Origin of the sequence: Actinoplanes awajinensis subsp. mycoplanecinus, from assembly GCF_001509495.1 — a bacterium.
GTDB classification, from domain to species: domain Bacteria; phylum Actinomycetota; class Actinomycetes; order Mycobacteriales; family Micromonosporaceae; genus Actinoplanes; species Actinoplanes palleronii.
Window position 1 is genome coordinate 84,315 of sequence record NZ_LLZH01000037.1, and the last position, 14,789, is coordinate 99,103.

The window sequence follows — 14,789 nt, forward strand, 5'->3', positions numbered from 1 at the left end:
TCCGGTGGACATTCCGACCGACAGCGTCGGCAATCGTTCCCAAATTAATTTGTCATATTCGATTCATGATCAGCGCAGCGCGACGGAAAGCGCTTGCACGACCGCTTCCTGCTGGTCCGCAGTGATCTGCGGATAGATCGGAAGCGACAGGATCTCCGGCGCCACCTTCTCAGCATTCGGGAAGGAGCCGCCGAGCGACGCGAAGGCGCCGGTCTTGTGGACCGGGATCGGGTAGTGGATCGCCGCGCCGACGCCGGCCGCGTTCAACGACGCGAGCACCTCGTCGCGCCGGGGAACCCGGATGCAGAAGATGTGCCACACGTGCTCGTTGCCGTCGAGGGTGGCCGGCAGCACCACGTCGTCGAAGCCGGCGAGCAGCTCGGCGTACCGGGCCGCGGCGGCCCGGCGACGGTCGTTCCAGCCGGCCAGCCGGGCCAGCTTGGCCCGCAGCACGACCGCCTGCAGCCCGTCCAGCCGGCTGTTCACCCCGACCAGGTCGTGGTGGTACTTGCGCAGGCCGCCGTGGCTGCCCAGGGTCCGCACCGTGGTCGCCCAGTCCGCCGAGGCGGTGGTGACGGCGCCGGCGTCGCCGTACGCGCCGAGGTTCTTGCCCGGGTAGAAGCTGGTGGCGGCGATGCCGTGGACACCGGAGCCGATGCCGTGCCGGGTGGCGCCCTGCGACTGGGCGGCGTCCTCGACGATCACGATGTCGTCGCGGCCGGCCAGACCGGCGCGCAGCTGCTCGACCGGGGCGAGCTGGCCGTACAGGTGGACCGGCGCGATCGCCTTGGTGGCCGGCGTGACTGCCGCGAGCGCGGCGTCGACGTCGATCAGGTAGGTGCGAGGGTCACAATCCACCAGTACGACCTTGGCGCCGGTCCGGGCCACCGCCTCGGCCGTCGCGATGAACGTGTTGGCCGGCAGGATCACCTCGGTGCCCGGCCCCACGCCGACGGCGCGGAACGCCAGCTCGAGCGCGTCGGTGCCGTTCGCGACCCCGATGCAGTGCTCGACACCGGAGAACTCGGCGTACTCCTTCTCGAACGCGGCCACCTCGGGCCCGCCGATGAAGGCGGTCTCCGCGATGATGCGCTTGAAACCGGCCTCGACCTCCTCGGCCACCTCCGCGTGGGCGGCGGCCAGGTCGACGAGCGGGATCCGGGTCATGACGTCAACTCCTCAAGCTTGGCGCTGCGCAGGAAACGGGCCGGGCTGCCCACCCAGACCTCGTCGGGCGGCACGTCGCGCAGCACGACGGAGCCCATGCCGATCTGTGACCAGGCGCCGACGGTCACGCCCTCGCGGATCAATGCCCCGGCGCCCACGTAGGCGCCGGTCTCCAGCACCACACTGCCGCCGACGCGTACGCCGGAGGTGATCGTGGCGTAGTCGCCGATCAGGTCGTCGTGGGTGAGCACCACCTGCGGCATGACCGCGACGTGCGCCCCGACCGTGACGTCGGCGGTCAGCACCGTGCCGGCCAGCAGCACGCTGCCCCGGCCGACCACGCAGCGGGCACCGACCACGGCACTCGGGTGGACGACCGTGGCGTACCGCTGCTCGGGCAGGCCGAGCCGGTCGACGATCCGCCGCCGGGTGGTGTAGTTGGTGGGATTGCCCACGCACACCACGACCGGGGTGGTCATCTCGAGCACGCTGTCGACCGGGCCCAGGATCGGCCACCCGGACCGTACGGTGCCGTGCAGGGCGGGGTCGTCGTCGACGAACCCCCGCACCTGCCACCCCGCCGCGACGGCCGCGGAGGCCGTCTCCCGGGCGAAACCGCCCGCTCCGACGATGACGAGTTCCTTCACCGGCCGGCCAGCTCCCGCAGGACGCCGACGATGTGGTCCTGATCGTCCTCGGTCAGCTTGTGGTGCAGCGGCAGGATCAGCGACTCCTGGGTGATCCGCTCGGTGACCGGCAGCGCGGCCGGGGTCACGTCCGCGTACGCCGGCTCCAGGTGCGCGGCCATGATGCCGCGCCGCGCCGACACGCCCTTGGCGGCCAGCTCGGTGAGCACCTCGTCGCGGCTCACCCGGAAACCGTCGAGCAGCACCCAGAACGACTGGAAGTTGCTCTGCCCGTAGGCCGGGTCGCGGACCGGCACCAGGCCGTCGATGTCCGCGAGCAGCTCCTGGTACCGCGCGGCGAACGCCCGGCGCTGCTCGACCAGACCGGCCAGCCGGGTGAGCTGCACCAGCCCGACGGCGGCCTGGATGTCGGTCATCCGGTAGTTGTAGGCGGTCTCCAGGTACGCCTCGAGCACCGGCTGCTTGCTGGCGTGCCGGTCGGCGGCCGAGACGTTCATCCCGTGCTCGCGCAGCCGGCGCAGCCGGACCGCCAGCTCCGGGTCGTCCACGGTCACCATGCCGCCCTCACCGGTGGTGATCAGCTTGCGCGGGTGGAACGACCACGCCGCGATCGCCGCCCCGGTGCCGGCCGGCTGCCCGTACGCCGTGGAACCCGCCGCACACGCGGCGTCCTCGACCAGCGCGAGGCCCCAGCCCTCCGCGGCCTTGCGCAGCGCCACGGTGTCGAACGGCACGCCGCCCTGGTGCACCGCGATGACCGCCCGGGTCCGCTCGGTACGGACCGCGTCGACGGTCTCCACCGTGAGGTTGCCGGTGGCCAGGTCGACGTCGGCGAAGATCGGGGTGGCGCCGACGTAGCGGACCGCGTTGGCGGTGGCGATGAACGACAGCGACGGCACGATCACCTCGTCGCCGGGCTTGATGTCGTTGACCACCAGGGCCAGGTGCAGCCCGGTCGTGCAGGAGCTGACCGCGACACCGTGACCGGCGCCGACCGCGGCCGCGAACTCCTTCTCGAACTGGGCGACCCGCGGGCCCTGTGCGACCCAGCCGGAGCGGACCGCGTCCGCGGCCGCCTGGGCCTCTTCCTCCCCGAGCATGGGGATCATCACCGGGATCACTTGGACGACCGCCACCAGTCGACGAGGCCCTCGAGGCCCTCGTGCAGGCCGATCTCGGCGCGGAAGCCGATCTTCTCGGCCGCGTAGCCGGTCTCGGCGAGACGGCGGGTCACGCCGTTGACGCCGCGGGCCGGGCCGTGCTCCGGGACCAGGTCCGACTTCATCGCCGCGCTGAGCGCCGCGGCCAGCTCCTTGAGGCTGGTCTCCTCGCCGCTGGCGATGTTGAAGACGTCGTCGGTCACGTCGGCGGTGGCGGCCAGGATGTTGGCGCGGGCGATGTCCGCCACGTGCACGAAGTCCATGGTCTGCAGGCCGTCGCCGAGGATCAGCGGGGGAGTGCCCGACTCGATGCGCTCCATCCAGCGGATCAGCACCTCGGTGTAGAGGCCGAAGATGTCCATCCGCGGGCCGTACACGTTGAAGTACCGCAGGGCGACGTAGTCCAGGTCCTTCATCGCCTTGAAGCTGCGCAGGGTGGCCTCGTTGAACGCCTTGGCCGCGCCGTAGAACGTGTCGTTGTTGTACGAGTGGTGACGCTCGGTGGTCGGGAATTCCTCGGCCAGGCCGTAGACCGACGCCGACGACGACGCGATCAGCTTCTTGACGCCCGCCTCGGCGGCCGCCTCGATCACGTTGAACGTGCCGTCGACAAGCACCTCGTTGGCCAGCCGGGGCTCCTCGGCGCACTGCGTGATGCGGATCGCGGCCAGGTGGAACACCAGGTCCTTGCCGGCCGTCACCTCGCGCACCAGGTCGCGGTCGCGGATGTCGCCCTCGACCAGCGTGACCGGGCCGTTCTCCAGCGCCCAGGCCAGGTTCTCCCGGCGGCCACGGACGAAGTTGTCCAGGATGACGATCTCGGCGGCGCCGCCGCGGATGAGTTCGTCGACCACGTGCGAGCCGATGGTGCCGGCACCGCCGGTGACCAGGGCGCGAGTGCCCTCGATCGATACAGCCGTCACGCCATGTGCCCTTCGTTGAGCTTGATCATCGTGCCGCCCTCGGCCAGGCTCCGCGAGGCGGTCTGCAGCAGTTCCAGCACGCGCAGGCCGGAGCGGCCGTCGGTGAGGGCGGGCGTCTTGGTGGTGATCGCCCGAGCATATTCGTCGACCATGGTGCGCAGGGCCTCACGCTCGGCCAGGGCCGGCGCGACCATGTCACCGGACCGGTAGGAGATCATCGCGTCCCGGCGCTGCTCGTCGCCGAGCTCCTCCGGTGACGAGACGTCGACACCGCGGTCGTAGACGGCCAGCCGCTGGCTGGGGTTCAGATCGTCCCAGACCAGTGTCCGTTTCGACCCACCGAAGATGGCCGTGCGGATCTTGACCGGGGACAGCCAGTTCACGTGGATGTGCGCGATCGCGCCGTTGCTCAGCTGCAGAGTGAGATAGGCCACGCAGGCCCGCCCGGCGCCGATCCCGTCCGCGCCGTGCGCCGCGACGGCCACCGGCGTGACCCCCTCGGGCAGCACAAAATCGAGGATCGAGAGATCGTGCGGCGCGAGGTCCCAGAGCACGTCGATGTCGCGCTGCACCAGACCGAGATTGATGCGTACGGAATCGAGGAACAGCAATTCGCCGAGTTCCCCGGAGTGCAGCAGCTCCCGGACCCGCAGCACGGCCGGGGTGTAGCAGTAGGTGTGGTCGCACATCAGGGTCAGGCCGCGGGCGTCGGCCTCCTCGACCAGCTGGCGGCCCTCCTCGTAGGTGGCCGCCAGGGGCTTCTCGACGAGCACGTGCTTGCCGGCCCGCAGCGCTGCGAGCGCCACCTTCAGATGGGTGCCGGCCGGGGTGGCGATCGCGACGGCCTGGACCTCCGGGTCGGCGAGCACCTCCTCCAGGTCGGCCGTGACCTGCACGGTCGAGTAACCGCCGAGGACCTTCTTGGCCCGTTCGACGTCGAGGTCGCAGAGCCACCGCAGCCGGAACTGCGGGCTGCCCTGGAAGTTGCGGACGAGGTTGGGGCCCCAGTAGCCGGCCCCGATGACGGCGATCCCGATCGGCTCGGACGCGTTCGGCGAGGGAGTCAACAGACTTCCGTTTCTTCTGTGCGGGTGAGCGGGCGTTCAGCAGTGTGTGAAGCGAGCTCGGCTTCACAAACCCCTGGGAAGCTATCGATCCCCTTAGGAAGACCGCTAGATCACAGACAGATTTCCGGCGGAGGCGAAGGGCAACGCGATCCGTTCGGACGCTCCGGTCCCCCTGACGGTCAAGGTTCGGGCCGACGAGTGGTCACTTCGAGCGACCAGGTCGTCTAGCTGACATCGCCCGGTGCGGTTTGTGTCTACCCTGGCCCGGATCTCTCATCGCCACGTCCGTGGCGACCGGTGAAAGGCTACCGATGACCGACGCAACACCCGACGGCGTGACCGTGGCGCCCACCGCCGACCTCGACCCGCGTGCCACCGTCGGCGCCGGCACCCGGGTCTGGCACCTCGCCCAGATCCGCGAGGACGCCCAGCTCGGCCGCAACTGCAACGTCGGCCGCGGCGCGTACGTCGGCCCCGGCGTGACCATCGGCGACAACGTCAAGCTGCAGAACCACGCGCTGGTCTACGAGCCGGCCCGGCTCGGCGACGGCGTCTTCGTCGGCCCGGCCGCGGTGCTCACCAACGACGAGTACCCGCGCGCGGTCACCCCGGACGGGCGGCTCAAGTCCGGCGACGACTGGACCGCGGTCGGCGTGACCATCGGTGACGGCGCGTCGATCGGCGCGCGGGCGGTCTGTATCGCGCCGGTGACCGTGGGCCGGTGGGCGCTGGTCGCGGCCGGTGCCGTGGTGACCAAGGACGTACCGGACTTCGCCCTGGTGGTGGGGGTCCCGGCCCGGCGGATCGGCTGGGTGGGCAAGGCCGGTCACCCGCTGGCGGCGAAGGGCGACGGGGTCTGGGTCTGCCCGCAGACCGGCAGCGAGTACTCCGAGACCGACGGGGTGCTCACCGAGGCCTAGGGTCCGTGCGCCGCCCCGCTATCGTGTCGACGTGAGTCGATGGTTCTCGTGGTGGGCCCTGTTCTTCGCCGGGTTCTGGCTGCTGATGGCCGGCGGGGCGGTCGCGCTCGTGGTCGGCGGCGGCGCCTTTGACCGGGCCGAGGCGTACCTGGCCGGTGAGCGCGGCACGGTGGCGCCGCTGGCCGGCTGCCGCTGGGTCGAGGAGCACAAGGCCAGGGACTCCGGCTGGGAGTGCCACGGTGTCTTCACCGGTGGCGGGCTGCGCGTCGACAACGTCCGTATCGAACCCCATCTGGCGGAGAAGCCCGGCTTCCGGGTCCCGGCGATCGTCAGCGGACCGGACGCCGAGGTCGCCTGGACCACCGACGACTGGACGATGGTGATCCCGGCGATCGCCGCCCTGGTCTTCGCGGCGATCCCGACGTTCGTCACGGTCTCGGTCTTCAGTGAGGGCATCCGCGGCTTCCTGCGGTCCCGTCGCCGCGGTCGTGGCCGCCGGGAGATCGCCCGCGAACTGCGGGAGGTCCGGCGCGAGCTGCGCGAGGTGCGCCGGCTGGTCCAGCAGCCGGCCACCACCGAGCGTGAGCTGCGTGAGCTGCGGCAACTCAGTCGGCGGTCCGGCGCTCCGTCCGGCGGCTCGCGCCCGGTCAGCGGCCTGGAGCGCGACTCTCGCCCGGTCAGTCGGCCGCCTGGCGCCACTGAGCCGGAGTCGCCTCGTGATCGGCCCGGAACCGCCTGATGAAGTAACTGGCGTCCGGATAGCCGACCCGCCGGCCGACCGCCGCCACGGTTAGATCAGTTTCGGTCAGCAGGCGCCTTGCCTCCTGCATGCGGCGCTCGCTGAGCCACTGCTGCACGGTCCGGCCGGTCTTCCGGCGCACCACGGTGGTCAGATGTCCCGGGGTGAGCGCGAGCGCACCGGCGACGTCGGCCAGCGAGATCGGCTCGGAAAAGCGCTGCTCGATCACGTCGAAGACCGCGGCGAGCAGCGGCTCGTCGGCCGAGCGCAGCTCACCGGCCACGTCGGTGGACATCCGGGCGACCGCGACCAGCAGCAGCGTCAGGTGCGCGAGCGCGGCCTCCCGGTAGCCGTCCCGGCGGGCCCGCAGTTCGGCGTCGAACTCGACGAGCCGCGCCACCCAGGCGGCTCGGGCCGCGGGCGGGATGCGCAGCCGCTGCGCCCGGTCGGCGCCCCGGGCGAACGGGAACAGCAGCGGATGGGTGCGCCAGGACGCGTACGCGCCGGTCCGGAGCACGTCGGCCGGGAAGAACACCACCCAGCCGTCCTCGACGACGTTCCCCGGCCCGGCCGGGAACGACAGCACCTGACCGGGCGCGATCACGAACAGGTCGCCGTCGGTGACTGACCAGCTCCGGTCATCGATGAGGAACGTGCCGGTGGCCCGTTGCGCGTAGTAGAGCACCAGGAAGTCGTGGGTGTGCGTCTGCCGCCCGGGTAGCACCTCCGCGGTCAGCGGCTCGTCGGGCAGGTGCGAGACGGCCACCGGCGGGACACCGGGCCCGCGCTGGAAGACCGCCACCGGTACGCCCTGCGCGGTGCGCCGTGCCATCCGGGTCGGGCGGGCGTGCGGCACCGAAGAATGTCCCATCCCTGCCACGGATCCGGCGATGTCCGCGCTGCCGTCCTGCATGACGCTGAGCGTACGACCGAATTTCGTCCGATCAACCTCGTCTGTTAGGGAGCCTTTCGTGACTGAGACCGCCCGCCCGTACATCCCGGCGATGGGCCGGCACTGGATGTTGTTCCTCTACGAGCCGTTCACCCGCGTCGCCGGCCTGCGGCGCGTGCACGGTGAGCTGCTGGACCGGGCCGCCGTGCAACCCGGCCACCGGGTCCTCGAGATCGGCTGCGGCCCCGGCGACCTGTTGCTGGCGCTCGGCCGCCGCGTCCCCGGTGCGATCCTGCAGGGCATCGACCCCGATCCGGCCGCGCTGCGCAAGGCCCGCCGCAAGGGCGCGAGGCGGGGCGTCGAGGCACGGTGGGATCTTGCGTACGCCGACGAGCTGCCGGTCCCGGACGCGTCCGTCGACCGGGTCCTCTCGTCCTACATGCTGCACCACCTCGACCCGGCCCAACAGCTCGCCGCGATGCGCGAGGCCCGCCGTGTCCTCCGCCCCGGCGGCGAACTGCACGTCCTCGACGCCGACGGGTCACCGGGCCAGGGCTCGTCCCGCCGCCACCACCCCCGGCTGGCCGGCCACACCCCGGAGCACCTCATCACCACGATGCGCGAAGCCGGCCTGTCCTCCCCCACGGAAACCGGCCGTTCCCAGGGCCGCCGCTCCCTGGGCCGCTACTTCCTCCTCCGCGCCACCGCCTGACCCCACCAGCACCCCACCACACCCGCCCGCGCATGCCCGCCCGCACCCGCGCCAAGCCGGTGGCGGGGCGGTGGCGGTCCGCGGTCCGGGTTTGCGTGCTCGTGTCGCCCGTCTGGGGGCGGTGGTAGTCCGCGGTCCCGGATTGCGTGCTCGCACCCCCCGCCCCGGGGCGGCGGCCGCGCTTGATCCGCCTTTGCGGACCAGCACCGCCCCGCCGCCGCACCGGCTCGCACGCGATCGCGCCGCCCAGCTGGTGGTGAGGGTTGTCAAAGCGAGCGGGAGGCGACCCTCAGCGCCAGCTGGGTGCGGTCGGCTGGCGGTGAGGGTTGTCAAAACGGGCGGGAGGCAGCCCTCAGCGCCAGCTGAGAGCGGTGGGCTGGCGGTGAGGGTTGTCTCGGCGGTGGTGAGGCGACCCTCAGCGCCAGCTGAAGTCCGGGCGGCCGGATGGCGTCGGCTCTGGGTTCGGGCGGTGGCTGGTGGTGAGGGCTGTCGGGGCGGGGGTGAGGCGACCGTGAGCGCCAGCCGGGGGCTTGAGGCGGGCGGTTGGCGAAAGGTGGTCACGGGCCGGTGACGGTGGGCGGTAGGGCCGGGAGTGACCGATCCTGAGCCGGTGCGTGGGTGCGTGGGTGCGTGGGTGCGTGGGTGCGTGGGTGCGTGGGTGCGTGGGTGCGTGGGTGCGTGGGTGCGTGGGCGGCCCCGCCCGTGGTCGTGCGGGGCCCGGGCGTGGATCGCGGCTGGGCGGTCAGAAGTTGTCGAGGGTGGGGGAGTCGCCGGCTTCGTGGGCGGCCAGCAGCGCCGCGAAGCGGTCCGACGGCATGATGCGCAAGCCCAGCTCCTCGGCCTTGGCCGCCTTGGAACCGGCGCCGTCGCCGACCACCACCAGGTCGGTCCGCTTGGACACCGAGCCGGAGGACTTGCCGCCGAGTTTCTCGACCGCTTCGTTGCCCTCGTTGCGGGTCAGGCCCGGCACCGAACCGGTGACCACCACGGTCATCGGCGCGCCGTCCGGTTTCTGCAACGGCAGCAGCTCGCCGACGGCGATCGCGGCCGCTGCCATCCGCTCGGCGTAGGGCACCACGCCGGGCTCGAGCATGTTGATCCCGCGCTCGGTCAGCTTGGCGATCACCGGCGCCAGGTCGGCCAGCTCGGCGGCGATCGTCGCGGCCCGCTCCGGCCCGACCGCTTCGACCTCCTGCAGCTGCTCGACGCTCGCCGCGCAGAGCGCCTCCATCGACGCGAAGTGCCGGGCCAGGCGGCGCGACATCGACCGGCCGGTCATCCGCACGCCGAGACCGGTCAGCACCCGGGACAGCGCCTGCGTCTTCGAACCCTCGATGTTCGTGAGCAGCTTCGTCGCCGAGGTGGTGCCCATCCGATCGAGCTGGGCGACCGCTTCGAGATCCAGCGCGTAGAGGTCGGCCGGGTCGGTGACCATGCCGGCCGTGACCAGGGCGCGGATCACCTTGTCGCCGAGGCCCTCGATGTCCATCGAGTCGCGAGCCGCGAAATAGGCGAGGGACTCGGTCGCGCCGCACGCCCGGCCCTGCACGCAGCGCCAGCGCTTCTGGCTGCGGTCGATCTCGCCACCGCAGCGCGGGCAGTGCGACGGTGCCTCGAACGGCACGGAATCCTCCGCCCGCTCGTCGAGTTTCGCTCCGGTGATCTCCGGGATCACCTCGCCGGCCCGCCGGACGAACACCGTGTCGCCGACCCGGACGTCCCGCCGGACCAGGTCGTCGAAGTTGTGCAGGGTGGCCGAGGTGACCGTCACGCCGCCGACCTGCACCGCCTGGATCACCGCGACTGGTGTGATCACCCCGGTGCGGCCCACCTGCACGTCGATGCCGAGCAGCTTGCTGGTGCGGGTGTCAGCGGGGAATTTGTACGCGATGGCCCAGCGCGGCGCCCGGCTGGACGACCCGGCCGCGTCCCGATCCGCAGGGGAGTCCGCCTTGATCACCACGCCGTCGATGTCGAAGCCGAGCTTGTCGCGCAGCGTGCCCAGCCCGGTGATCGCGGCGACCAGCTCGTCGACCGTCGTGCAGCTCGCCATGCCGGCCGCCGAGCCACCGGTGGTGGAGACGCCCAGCTCGGCGATCGCGGCCATCGCGGCACTGTGCGTCAGGCCCTCGCCGTCGGGGAGGTCGTGCACCGCGTACGCAAGGAAGGACAGCGGGGCGACATAAGCCCGGTCCTGCGCGCGGAGCGTCCCGGCCGCCGCGTTGCGCGGATTGGCGAACGGCGCGCCGCCGTGACCGGTCCGCAGCTCGTTCGCCCGCGCGAAGTCCTCGTCGGTCATGAAGACCTCGCCGCGCACCTCGACCGTGACCGGCCGGCCCAGCGCGGCCGGCAGCCCGGCGACCGACCGCGCCTGCGCGGTCACGTCCTCACCGGCGCGCCCGTCACCGCGCGTCGCGACCTGGACCAGCTCGCCGTCCACATACCGTGCGGCGATGGCCATGCCGTCGATCTTCGGCTCGACCGTGTAGCCCGCGGCGGGCCGGCCGAGCACCTTGTCGAGGCGGGCCGCCCAGGTGCGCAGCTCCTCCTCGTCGAACACGTTTGCCAGGCTCAGCATCGGGGTGCTGTGCTCGACGTCGCCGACCACGCCGCCGCCGGCCGCGACCACCTCGGTGGGTGAGTCGGCCGCCACCCAGTCGGGCTGTGCACTTTCGGTCGCGGTGAGCCGGGCGAGCAGCGCGTCGTAGGTCGCGTCGTCCATGGCGAGGTCGGTGCCCTGGTAATAAGCCGACGCGGCAGCCCGGATCTGCTCGATCGCCGCGTGGTAGTGCTCGGCGGTGTCGAACGGCTCGGCGTGAGCCGCGTCGACGACGGGGGCGATCTCGGGCTGGGTAGACATCAGGCACTCGTTTCGTCGGTATCGCTGTTGCTATGACCTTGATACCGGAGCGGTACGACAAAATCCGCCGGGACTGCCCGACGCCGCCCCGGTTCCGCATCCCGGTGCGGCTGCCACGCCCAACCACCGCCCGAGGTGTGCGGGGTGGCTGGGTCTCGGGGGTGTCTCCACACCCCCGACACACCCCTGAGACCCAGCCAGACACCCGGCGCACGGCCAGCGGTCCGCAAGCGGCGCGCTCCGCAAGCAGCGTGCGCTCGGCGCGGGGTGCGCGGTCAGCCCAGTGTGGCGCTGGCGGCTCGTAGGTCGTTCAGGGCGGCCAGGGTGAGCCGCGCGAGGTCGTCCGAGGTGTCGCGGTCGCCCTCGGACCACTCGGCGAAGCCGCGCTTGAACGCGAGCACACCCATCTCCCCGGCGAGCGCCGCGGTCGCACCGGGCACGCCCCGGGCGACCAGTGCGGTGGTCATCGCGTGCGCCAGGCCGACGCTCTTGAGCGCGTCCCGCTCCTGCAGCTCGGTGCTGGCCGCGACGGCCGCCTTCAGCCGGGGGGCCAGCTCGCGGTTCATCGGGCCCATCGTGCCCGACGCGCGCTCCAGCCCGGCCGCGACGGCCTCGAGCGGGCTGGCGCCCGCGGGTGCCTCGGCGATGCCCTCGGCGAGCAGCAGGCTCAGCGTCTCCTGCCCGGCGACCAGCAGCTCACGTTTGTCGGCGAAGTGCCGGAAGAAGGTGCTTTTGCCGACGCCGGCGCGCTCGGCGATCTGGGCGACGGTGGTGGCGTCGTAGCCCAACTCGGTGAAGAGGTCGACAGCGGCCAAGACGAGGCGTTCGCGTGCTCCTGGTTCCCACCGTGCCATGGGTTCATCATAGGTGACGGGACTTTTGTCCCGTCAGGGTGCTACGGTGATGGGACAAGAGTCCCATCACTTGCGGGAGAGTTCCATGCGTGTTTTCGTCACCGGCGGCACCGGTCTGATCGGTTCCGCGGTCGTCGCTGAGCTGATCAGCAACGGTCACACCGTCCTTGCGCTCGCCCGTTCCGACGCCTCCGCGGCGGTGGCCGGCAAGGCCGGCGCCGAGACGATCCGGGGCGGCCTCGCCGACCTCGACGTCCTGCGCGCCGGCGCCGCCCAGACCGACGGCGTGATCCACCTGGCCTTCAGCAACGACTTCAGCAGCGCCGAGGCCGTCGCGAATGCGGTCGCCGAGGAGAGCGCCGCCCAGCTGGCACTGGGCGACGCACTGATCGGCAGCGACCGGCCGTTCGTCACGGTTTCCGGCACGCCGTGGATCGCCGGCCGGTTCTCCGTCGAGACCGACCCGCTGCCGACCGACGGTCCGGTCGGTGGCCGCAGCCGCACCGTCAACGCGGTGCTCGAGCTGGCCGCGCGCGGGGTGCGGGCCGCGTCCGTGCGCCTGCCGCGCACGGTGCACAACGAGGGTGACGGCGGGTTCGCCGGCCTGCTGACCGGCATCGCGCGCCAGTCCGGCGTGTCCGGGTATGCGGGCGACGGCACGCAGCGCTGGCCGGCCGTGCACGCGCTCGACGCCGCCGTGCTGTTCCGGCTGGTTCTGGAGTCGGCGCCGGCCGGCACCGCCTGGCACGCGGTGGCCGACGAGGGCGACCAGGTGCGCGAGATCGCCGAGGTGATCGGCCGCCGGCTGGGTTTGCCGGTCGCGGCGGTGCCGACCGAGACGTATGGTCCGCTCGGCGTGATCTTCGCGGCCGACCAGCCGTCGTCGAGTGCCTACACCCGGGAGACGCTCGGCTGGGAGCCGAAGCACCCGAGCCTGCTGGCCGACCTGGAGAACATCCAGCCCTGACCGGCCGCCGCCGCCGGCCGCGGGCCGACGGCGGAGATCCGGGCGCCGGCAAAGGCCAAGACCGCAGGGTTGCGGCAAGGGCGGGCGGGCCCAAGACGCGAGGATGCGGTGCGAGCCCGCCGGCTCAACGCCGGAGGCCCCGCACGAACGCCGTCAGCACGCCGGCCAGGATCTCGTGGTCGTGCAGCGACGGGTGCCAGTCGCAGCCGAGGAGGTCCAGTCCCAGCGCACCGTTGTCGTAGTACAACGCCCGCACCCGCTGATCCCCCCGCGCCTGCCGATCGCGGACGATCTGCTGGATCGACTCGGCCAGCGCGGTGGTGGTGTAACTCAGATCCGGATAGGTCAGCACCAGCTCGGCCCCCGGACCGTACCGTTGGCGCAGTTTGTCGATGAAGCCCTGGTAGGCGGCCTGGAAATCAGCGACCAGCGCCGCCTCGTCGGCCCACTTCTCGCCCGGGCCGACCGGCGTGGAGAAGTCGTTGATGCCGAGCCCGATCACCACCGTGCGCGGATGCCACGACGCGGGCCGATCGCGCGTCGAGGTGTCCACCGCCTGCAGGGTGCGGTCGTAGTAGGTGCGGTAGTCGGTGCCGGGGCTGGAACCCGCATAGTTGCGCACCATGCCGATCCCGGACCACGCGTTGATCCGGTAGTCGGCGTTCAGCGCCCGCCCGGTGCGCGCGGCGAATCCCTGGTCGGCGTTGCTGGCGCGGGTCAGGGCACCGGGCGCGGAGCAGTCGCGGCCGCCGGACATGTCGCCGTACCCGGCGGTCCAGGAATCACCGATGAACTCGATCTGCCGGTCGCGGGCGGCGGGTGCGGTGAGGATCCGGCCGCTGGGTCCGGCGACGAGACCGCCGAAACCGGCGAGGTTCGCGGGGCTTTCGGTGCGTTTCACCAGGCGTACGGTGTGATCGCCCCGACCCAGCCCGCCGATCCAGCGCACGGTCGTGCCCGGAGTCACCAGGGTGATCGGCGCCCCGCCGTCGATCTGCACGTCGTAGTCGTTGACGGCGTCGTCGAGCGCGAGCCCGACGCTGTCGCCCCGGAACCGGCCCTCGAAGTACACCCCGGGCCAGGTGTACCCGACCCCGGTGCCGATCTCGGCCACCCGCCCGGCGGTGTGCACCTGGCGCAGCACCGGGGTGACCGGCCCCGGCGCGACGGCCCGGCCGGTGCTGGGCGAGATCTGTCCCGGGCACAGCCCGCGGGCGCGCAGCTCGGCGACGATCCGCGGCACCGCCTCGAGGGTGTTCGGCGGCCAGTCGTGCATCAGGATCACGCCGCCGGACTGCAGCGCCCGGGCGTTCGTGACGATCTGGTCCACCGTCGTGCCGTCCCAGTCCCGCGAGTCGACATCGGCGTTGATCTCGCGCAGACCGTATCGGCGTTCCACCGCGCGCAGCGAGTCGTCGGTCTCCAGGTAAGGCGGCCGGAACAGGGCAGGTGTCACCCCGGTGACCTGCCTGATGGCGTCCTGGGTCCGGGAGATCTGCGCGGCCTGCTCGTCGGCGGTCAGCGTGGTCAGGTGCGGGTGGTCCCAGCTGTGGTTGCCGATCCACATGCCGGCCGCCAGCTGGGCGCGGGTCAGGCCGGGGTTCGTGGTCACGTTCGCGCCGGTGTTGAACATGGTGGCGCGCGCTCCGGCGGCCCGCAGTACGGTCAGGAGCGCCGCGGTGTTGCCGGGCGTGGGCCCGTCGTCGAAGGTCAGCGCCACGTGGCCGGTGCAGCGCGGACTCGCCGGCCCGGCCGCGGCGGCCGGGCCACCGGCGGTGAGCGGGACGCCGCCGAGGACCAGGGCGGCACCGAGCCCGGCGAGCCGGCGCAGGACGGTACGGGAAGATATTCGCATCCGTCGATTCTTAACCCCACCGCGGC

Annotated in this window: 13 protein-coding genes; 4 read left to right on the plus strand and 9 right to left on the minus strand. The window is 72.1% G+C overall.

Annotated elements, in window-relative coordinates; all coding sequences use genetic code 11:
• Nucleotides 1–69: 69 nt before the first annotated feature.
• The 5 genes from ADL15_RS08240 to ADL15_RS08260 are packed head-to-tail and all read right to left on the minus strand — an operon-like array spanning nucleotide 70 to nucleotide 4,964.
• Nucleotides 70–1,167: a DegT/DnrJ/EryC1/StrS family aminotransferase gene (locus tag ADL15_RS08240; RefSeq protein WP_067686510.1), complete on the minus strand. Its 1,098-nt coding sequence runs from the start codon at nucleotides 1,165–1,167 to the stop codon at nucleotides 70–72.
• A complete protein-coding gene (locus tag ADL15_RS08245) occupies nucleotides 1,164–1,814 on the minus strand; it encodes an acetyltransferase (RefSeq protein WP_067686513.1) in 651 nt (216 codons plus the stop codon). The genes ADL15_RS08240 and ADL15_RS08245 overlap by 4 nt, the downstream gene beginning before the upstream one ends.
• Nucleotides 1,811–2,950: a DegT/DnrJ/EryC1/StrS family aminotransferase gene (locus tag ADL15_RS08250; protein ID WP_232343958.1), complete on the minus strand. Its 1,140-nt coding sequence runs from the start codon at nucleotides 2,948–2,950 to the stop codon at nucleotides 1,811–1,813. Before ADL15_RS08250 ends, ADL15_RS08245 begins: the two co-directional genes overlap by 4 nt.
• Nucleotides 2,932–3,897 carry an NAD-dependent epimerase/dehydratase family protein gene (locus tag ADL15_RS08255; protein ID WP_067686516.1) on the minus strand — a complete coding sequence of 322 codons (966 nt, stop codon included), beginning with the start codon at nucleotides 3,895–3,897 and terminating at the stop codon, nucleotides 2,932–2,934. The genes ADL15_RS08250 and ADL15_RS08255 overlap by 19 nt, the downstream gene beginning before the upstream one ends.
• Complete coding sequence (locus ADL15_RS08260; RefSeq protein ID WP_067686519.1) at nucleotides 3,894–4,964, minus strand: Gfo/Idh/MocA family protein; 1,071 nt, start codon at nucleotides 4,962–4,964, stop codon at nucleotides 3,894–3,896. The genes ADL15_RS08255 and ADL15_RS08260 overlap by 4 nt, the downstream gene beginning before the upstream one ends.
• 311 nt (nucleotides 4,965–5,275) lie before the next feature.
• Here ADL15_RS08260 and ADL15_RS08265 point away from each other — a divergent pair, with 311 nt between their 5' ends.
• Nucleotides 5,276–5,884, plus strand: a complete 609-nt coding sequence (locus ADL15_RS08265; RefSeq protein ID WP_067686522.1) for an acyltransferase — start codon at nucleotides 5,276–5,278, stop codon at nucleotides 5,882–5,884.
• A 31-nt stretch (nucleotides 5,885–5,915) separates the two neighbouring features.
• Nucleotides 5,916–6,623, plus strand: coding sequence for a hypothetical protein (locus ADL15_RS08270; RefSeq protein WP_067686525.1), 708 nt, complete (start codon nucleotides 5,916–5,918; stop codon nucleotides 6,621–6,623).
• Here ADL15_RS08270 and ADL15_RS08275 read toward each other — a convergent pair.
• Nucleotides 6,562–7,455, minus strand: coding sequence for an AraC family transcriptional regulator (locus tag ADL15_RS08275; protein ID WP_067686754.1), 894 nt, complete (start codon nucleotides 7,453–7,455; stop codon nucleotides 6,562–6,564). The two genes, ADL15_RS08270 and ADL15_RS08275, sit on opposite strands and share 62 nt — an antisense overlap.
• 172 nt (nucleotides 7,456–7,627) lie before the next feature.
• Between ADL15_RS08275 and ADL15_RS08280 the strand changes: the two genes are divergently transcribed.
• Nucleotides 7,628–8,227, plus strand: a complete 600-nt coding sequence (locus ADL15_RS08280; RefSeq protein WP_067686528.1) for a class I SAM-dependent methyltransferase — start codon at nucleotides 7,628–7,630, stop codon at nucleotides 8,225–8,227.
• Nucleotides 8,228–8,969: 742 nt separating this feature from the next.
• Here the strand turns inward: ADL15_RS08280 and ligA are convergent.
• Together ligA and ADL15_RS08290 are read right to left on the minus strand one after the other, a co-directional pair.
• The gene (gene ligA, locus ADL15_RS08285; RefSeq protein ID WP_067686539.1) at nucleotides 8,970–11,087 is read right to left on the minus strand and encodes an NAD-dependent DNA ligase LigA; all 2,118 of its coding nucleotides are present in this window, start codon (nucleotides 11,085–11,087) and stop codon (nucleotides 8,970–8,972) included.
• A 275-nt stretch (nucleotides 11,088–11,362) separates the two neighbouring features.
• Nucleotides 11,363–11,941 (minus strand): TetR/AcrR family transcriptional regulator, encoded by a 579-nt coding sequence (locus ADL15_RS08290; RefSeq protein ID WP_067686541.1) that lies wholly within the window; start codon nucleotides 11,939–11,941, stop codon nucleotides 11,363–11,365.
• 85 nt (nucleotides 11,942–12,026) lie between these two features.
• Here ADL15_RS08290 and ADL15_RS08295 point away from each other — a divergent pair, with 85 nt between their 5' ends.
• Nucleotides 12,027–12,908, plus strand: a complete 882-nt coding sequence (locus ADL15_RS08295) for an SDR family oxidoreductase (protein WP_067686544.1) — start codon at nucleotides 12,027–12,029, stop codon at nucleotides 12,906–12,908.
• 124 nt (nucleotides 12,909–13,032) lie between these two features.
• Here the strand turns inward: ADL15_RS08295 and ADL15_RS51150 are convergent, their stop codons facing one another.
• Nucleotides 13,033–14,763, minus strand: coding sequence for a polysaccharide deacetylase family protein (locus ADL15_RS51150; protein ID WP_067686546.1), 1,731 nt, complete (start codon nucleotides 14,761–14,763; stop codon nucleotides 13,033–13,035).
• Nucleotides 14,764–14,789: the final 26 nt, after the last annotated feature.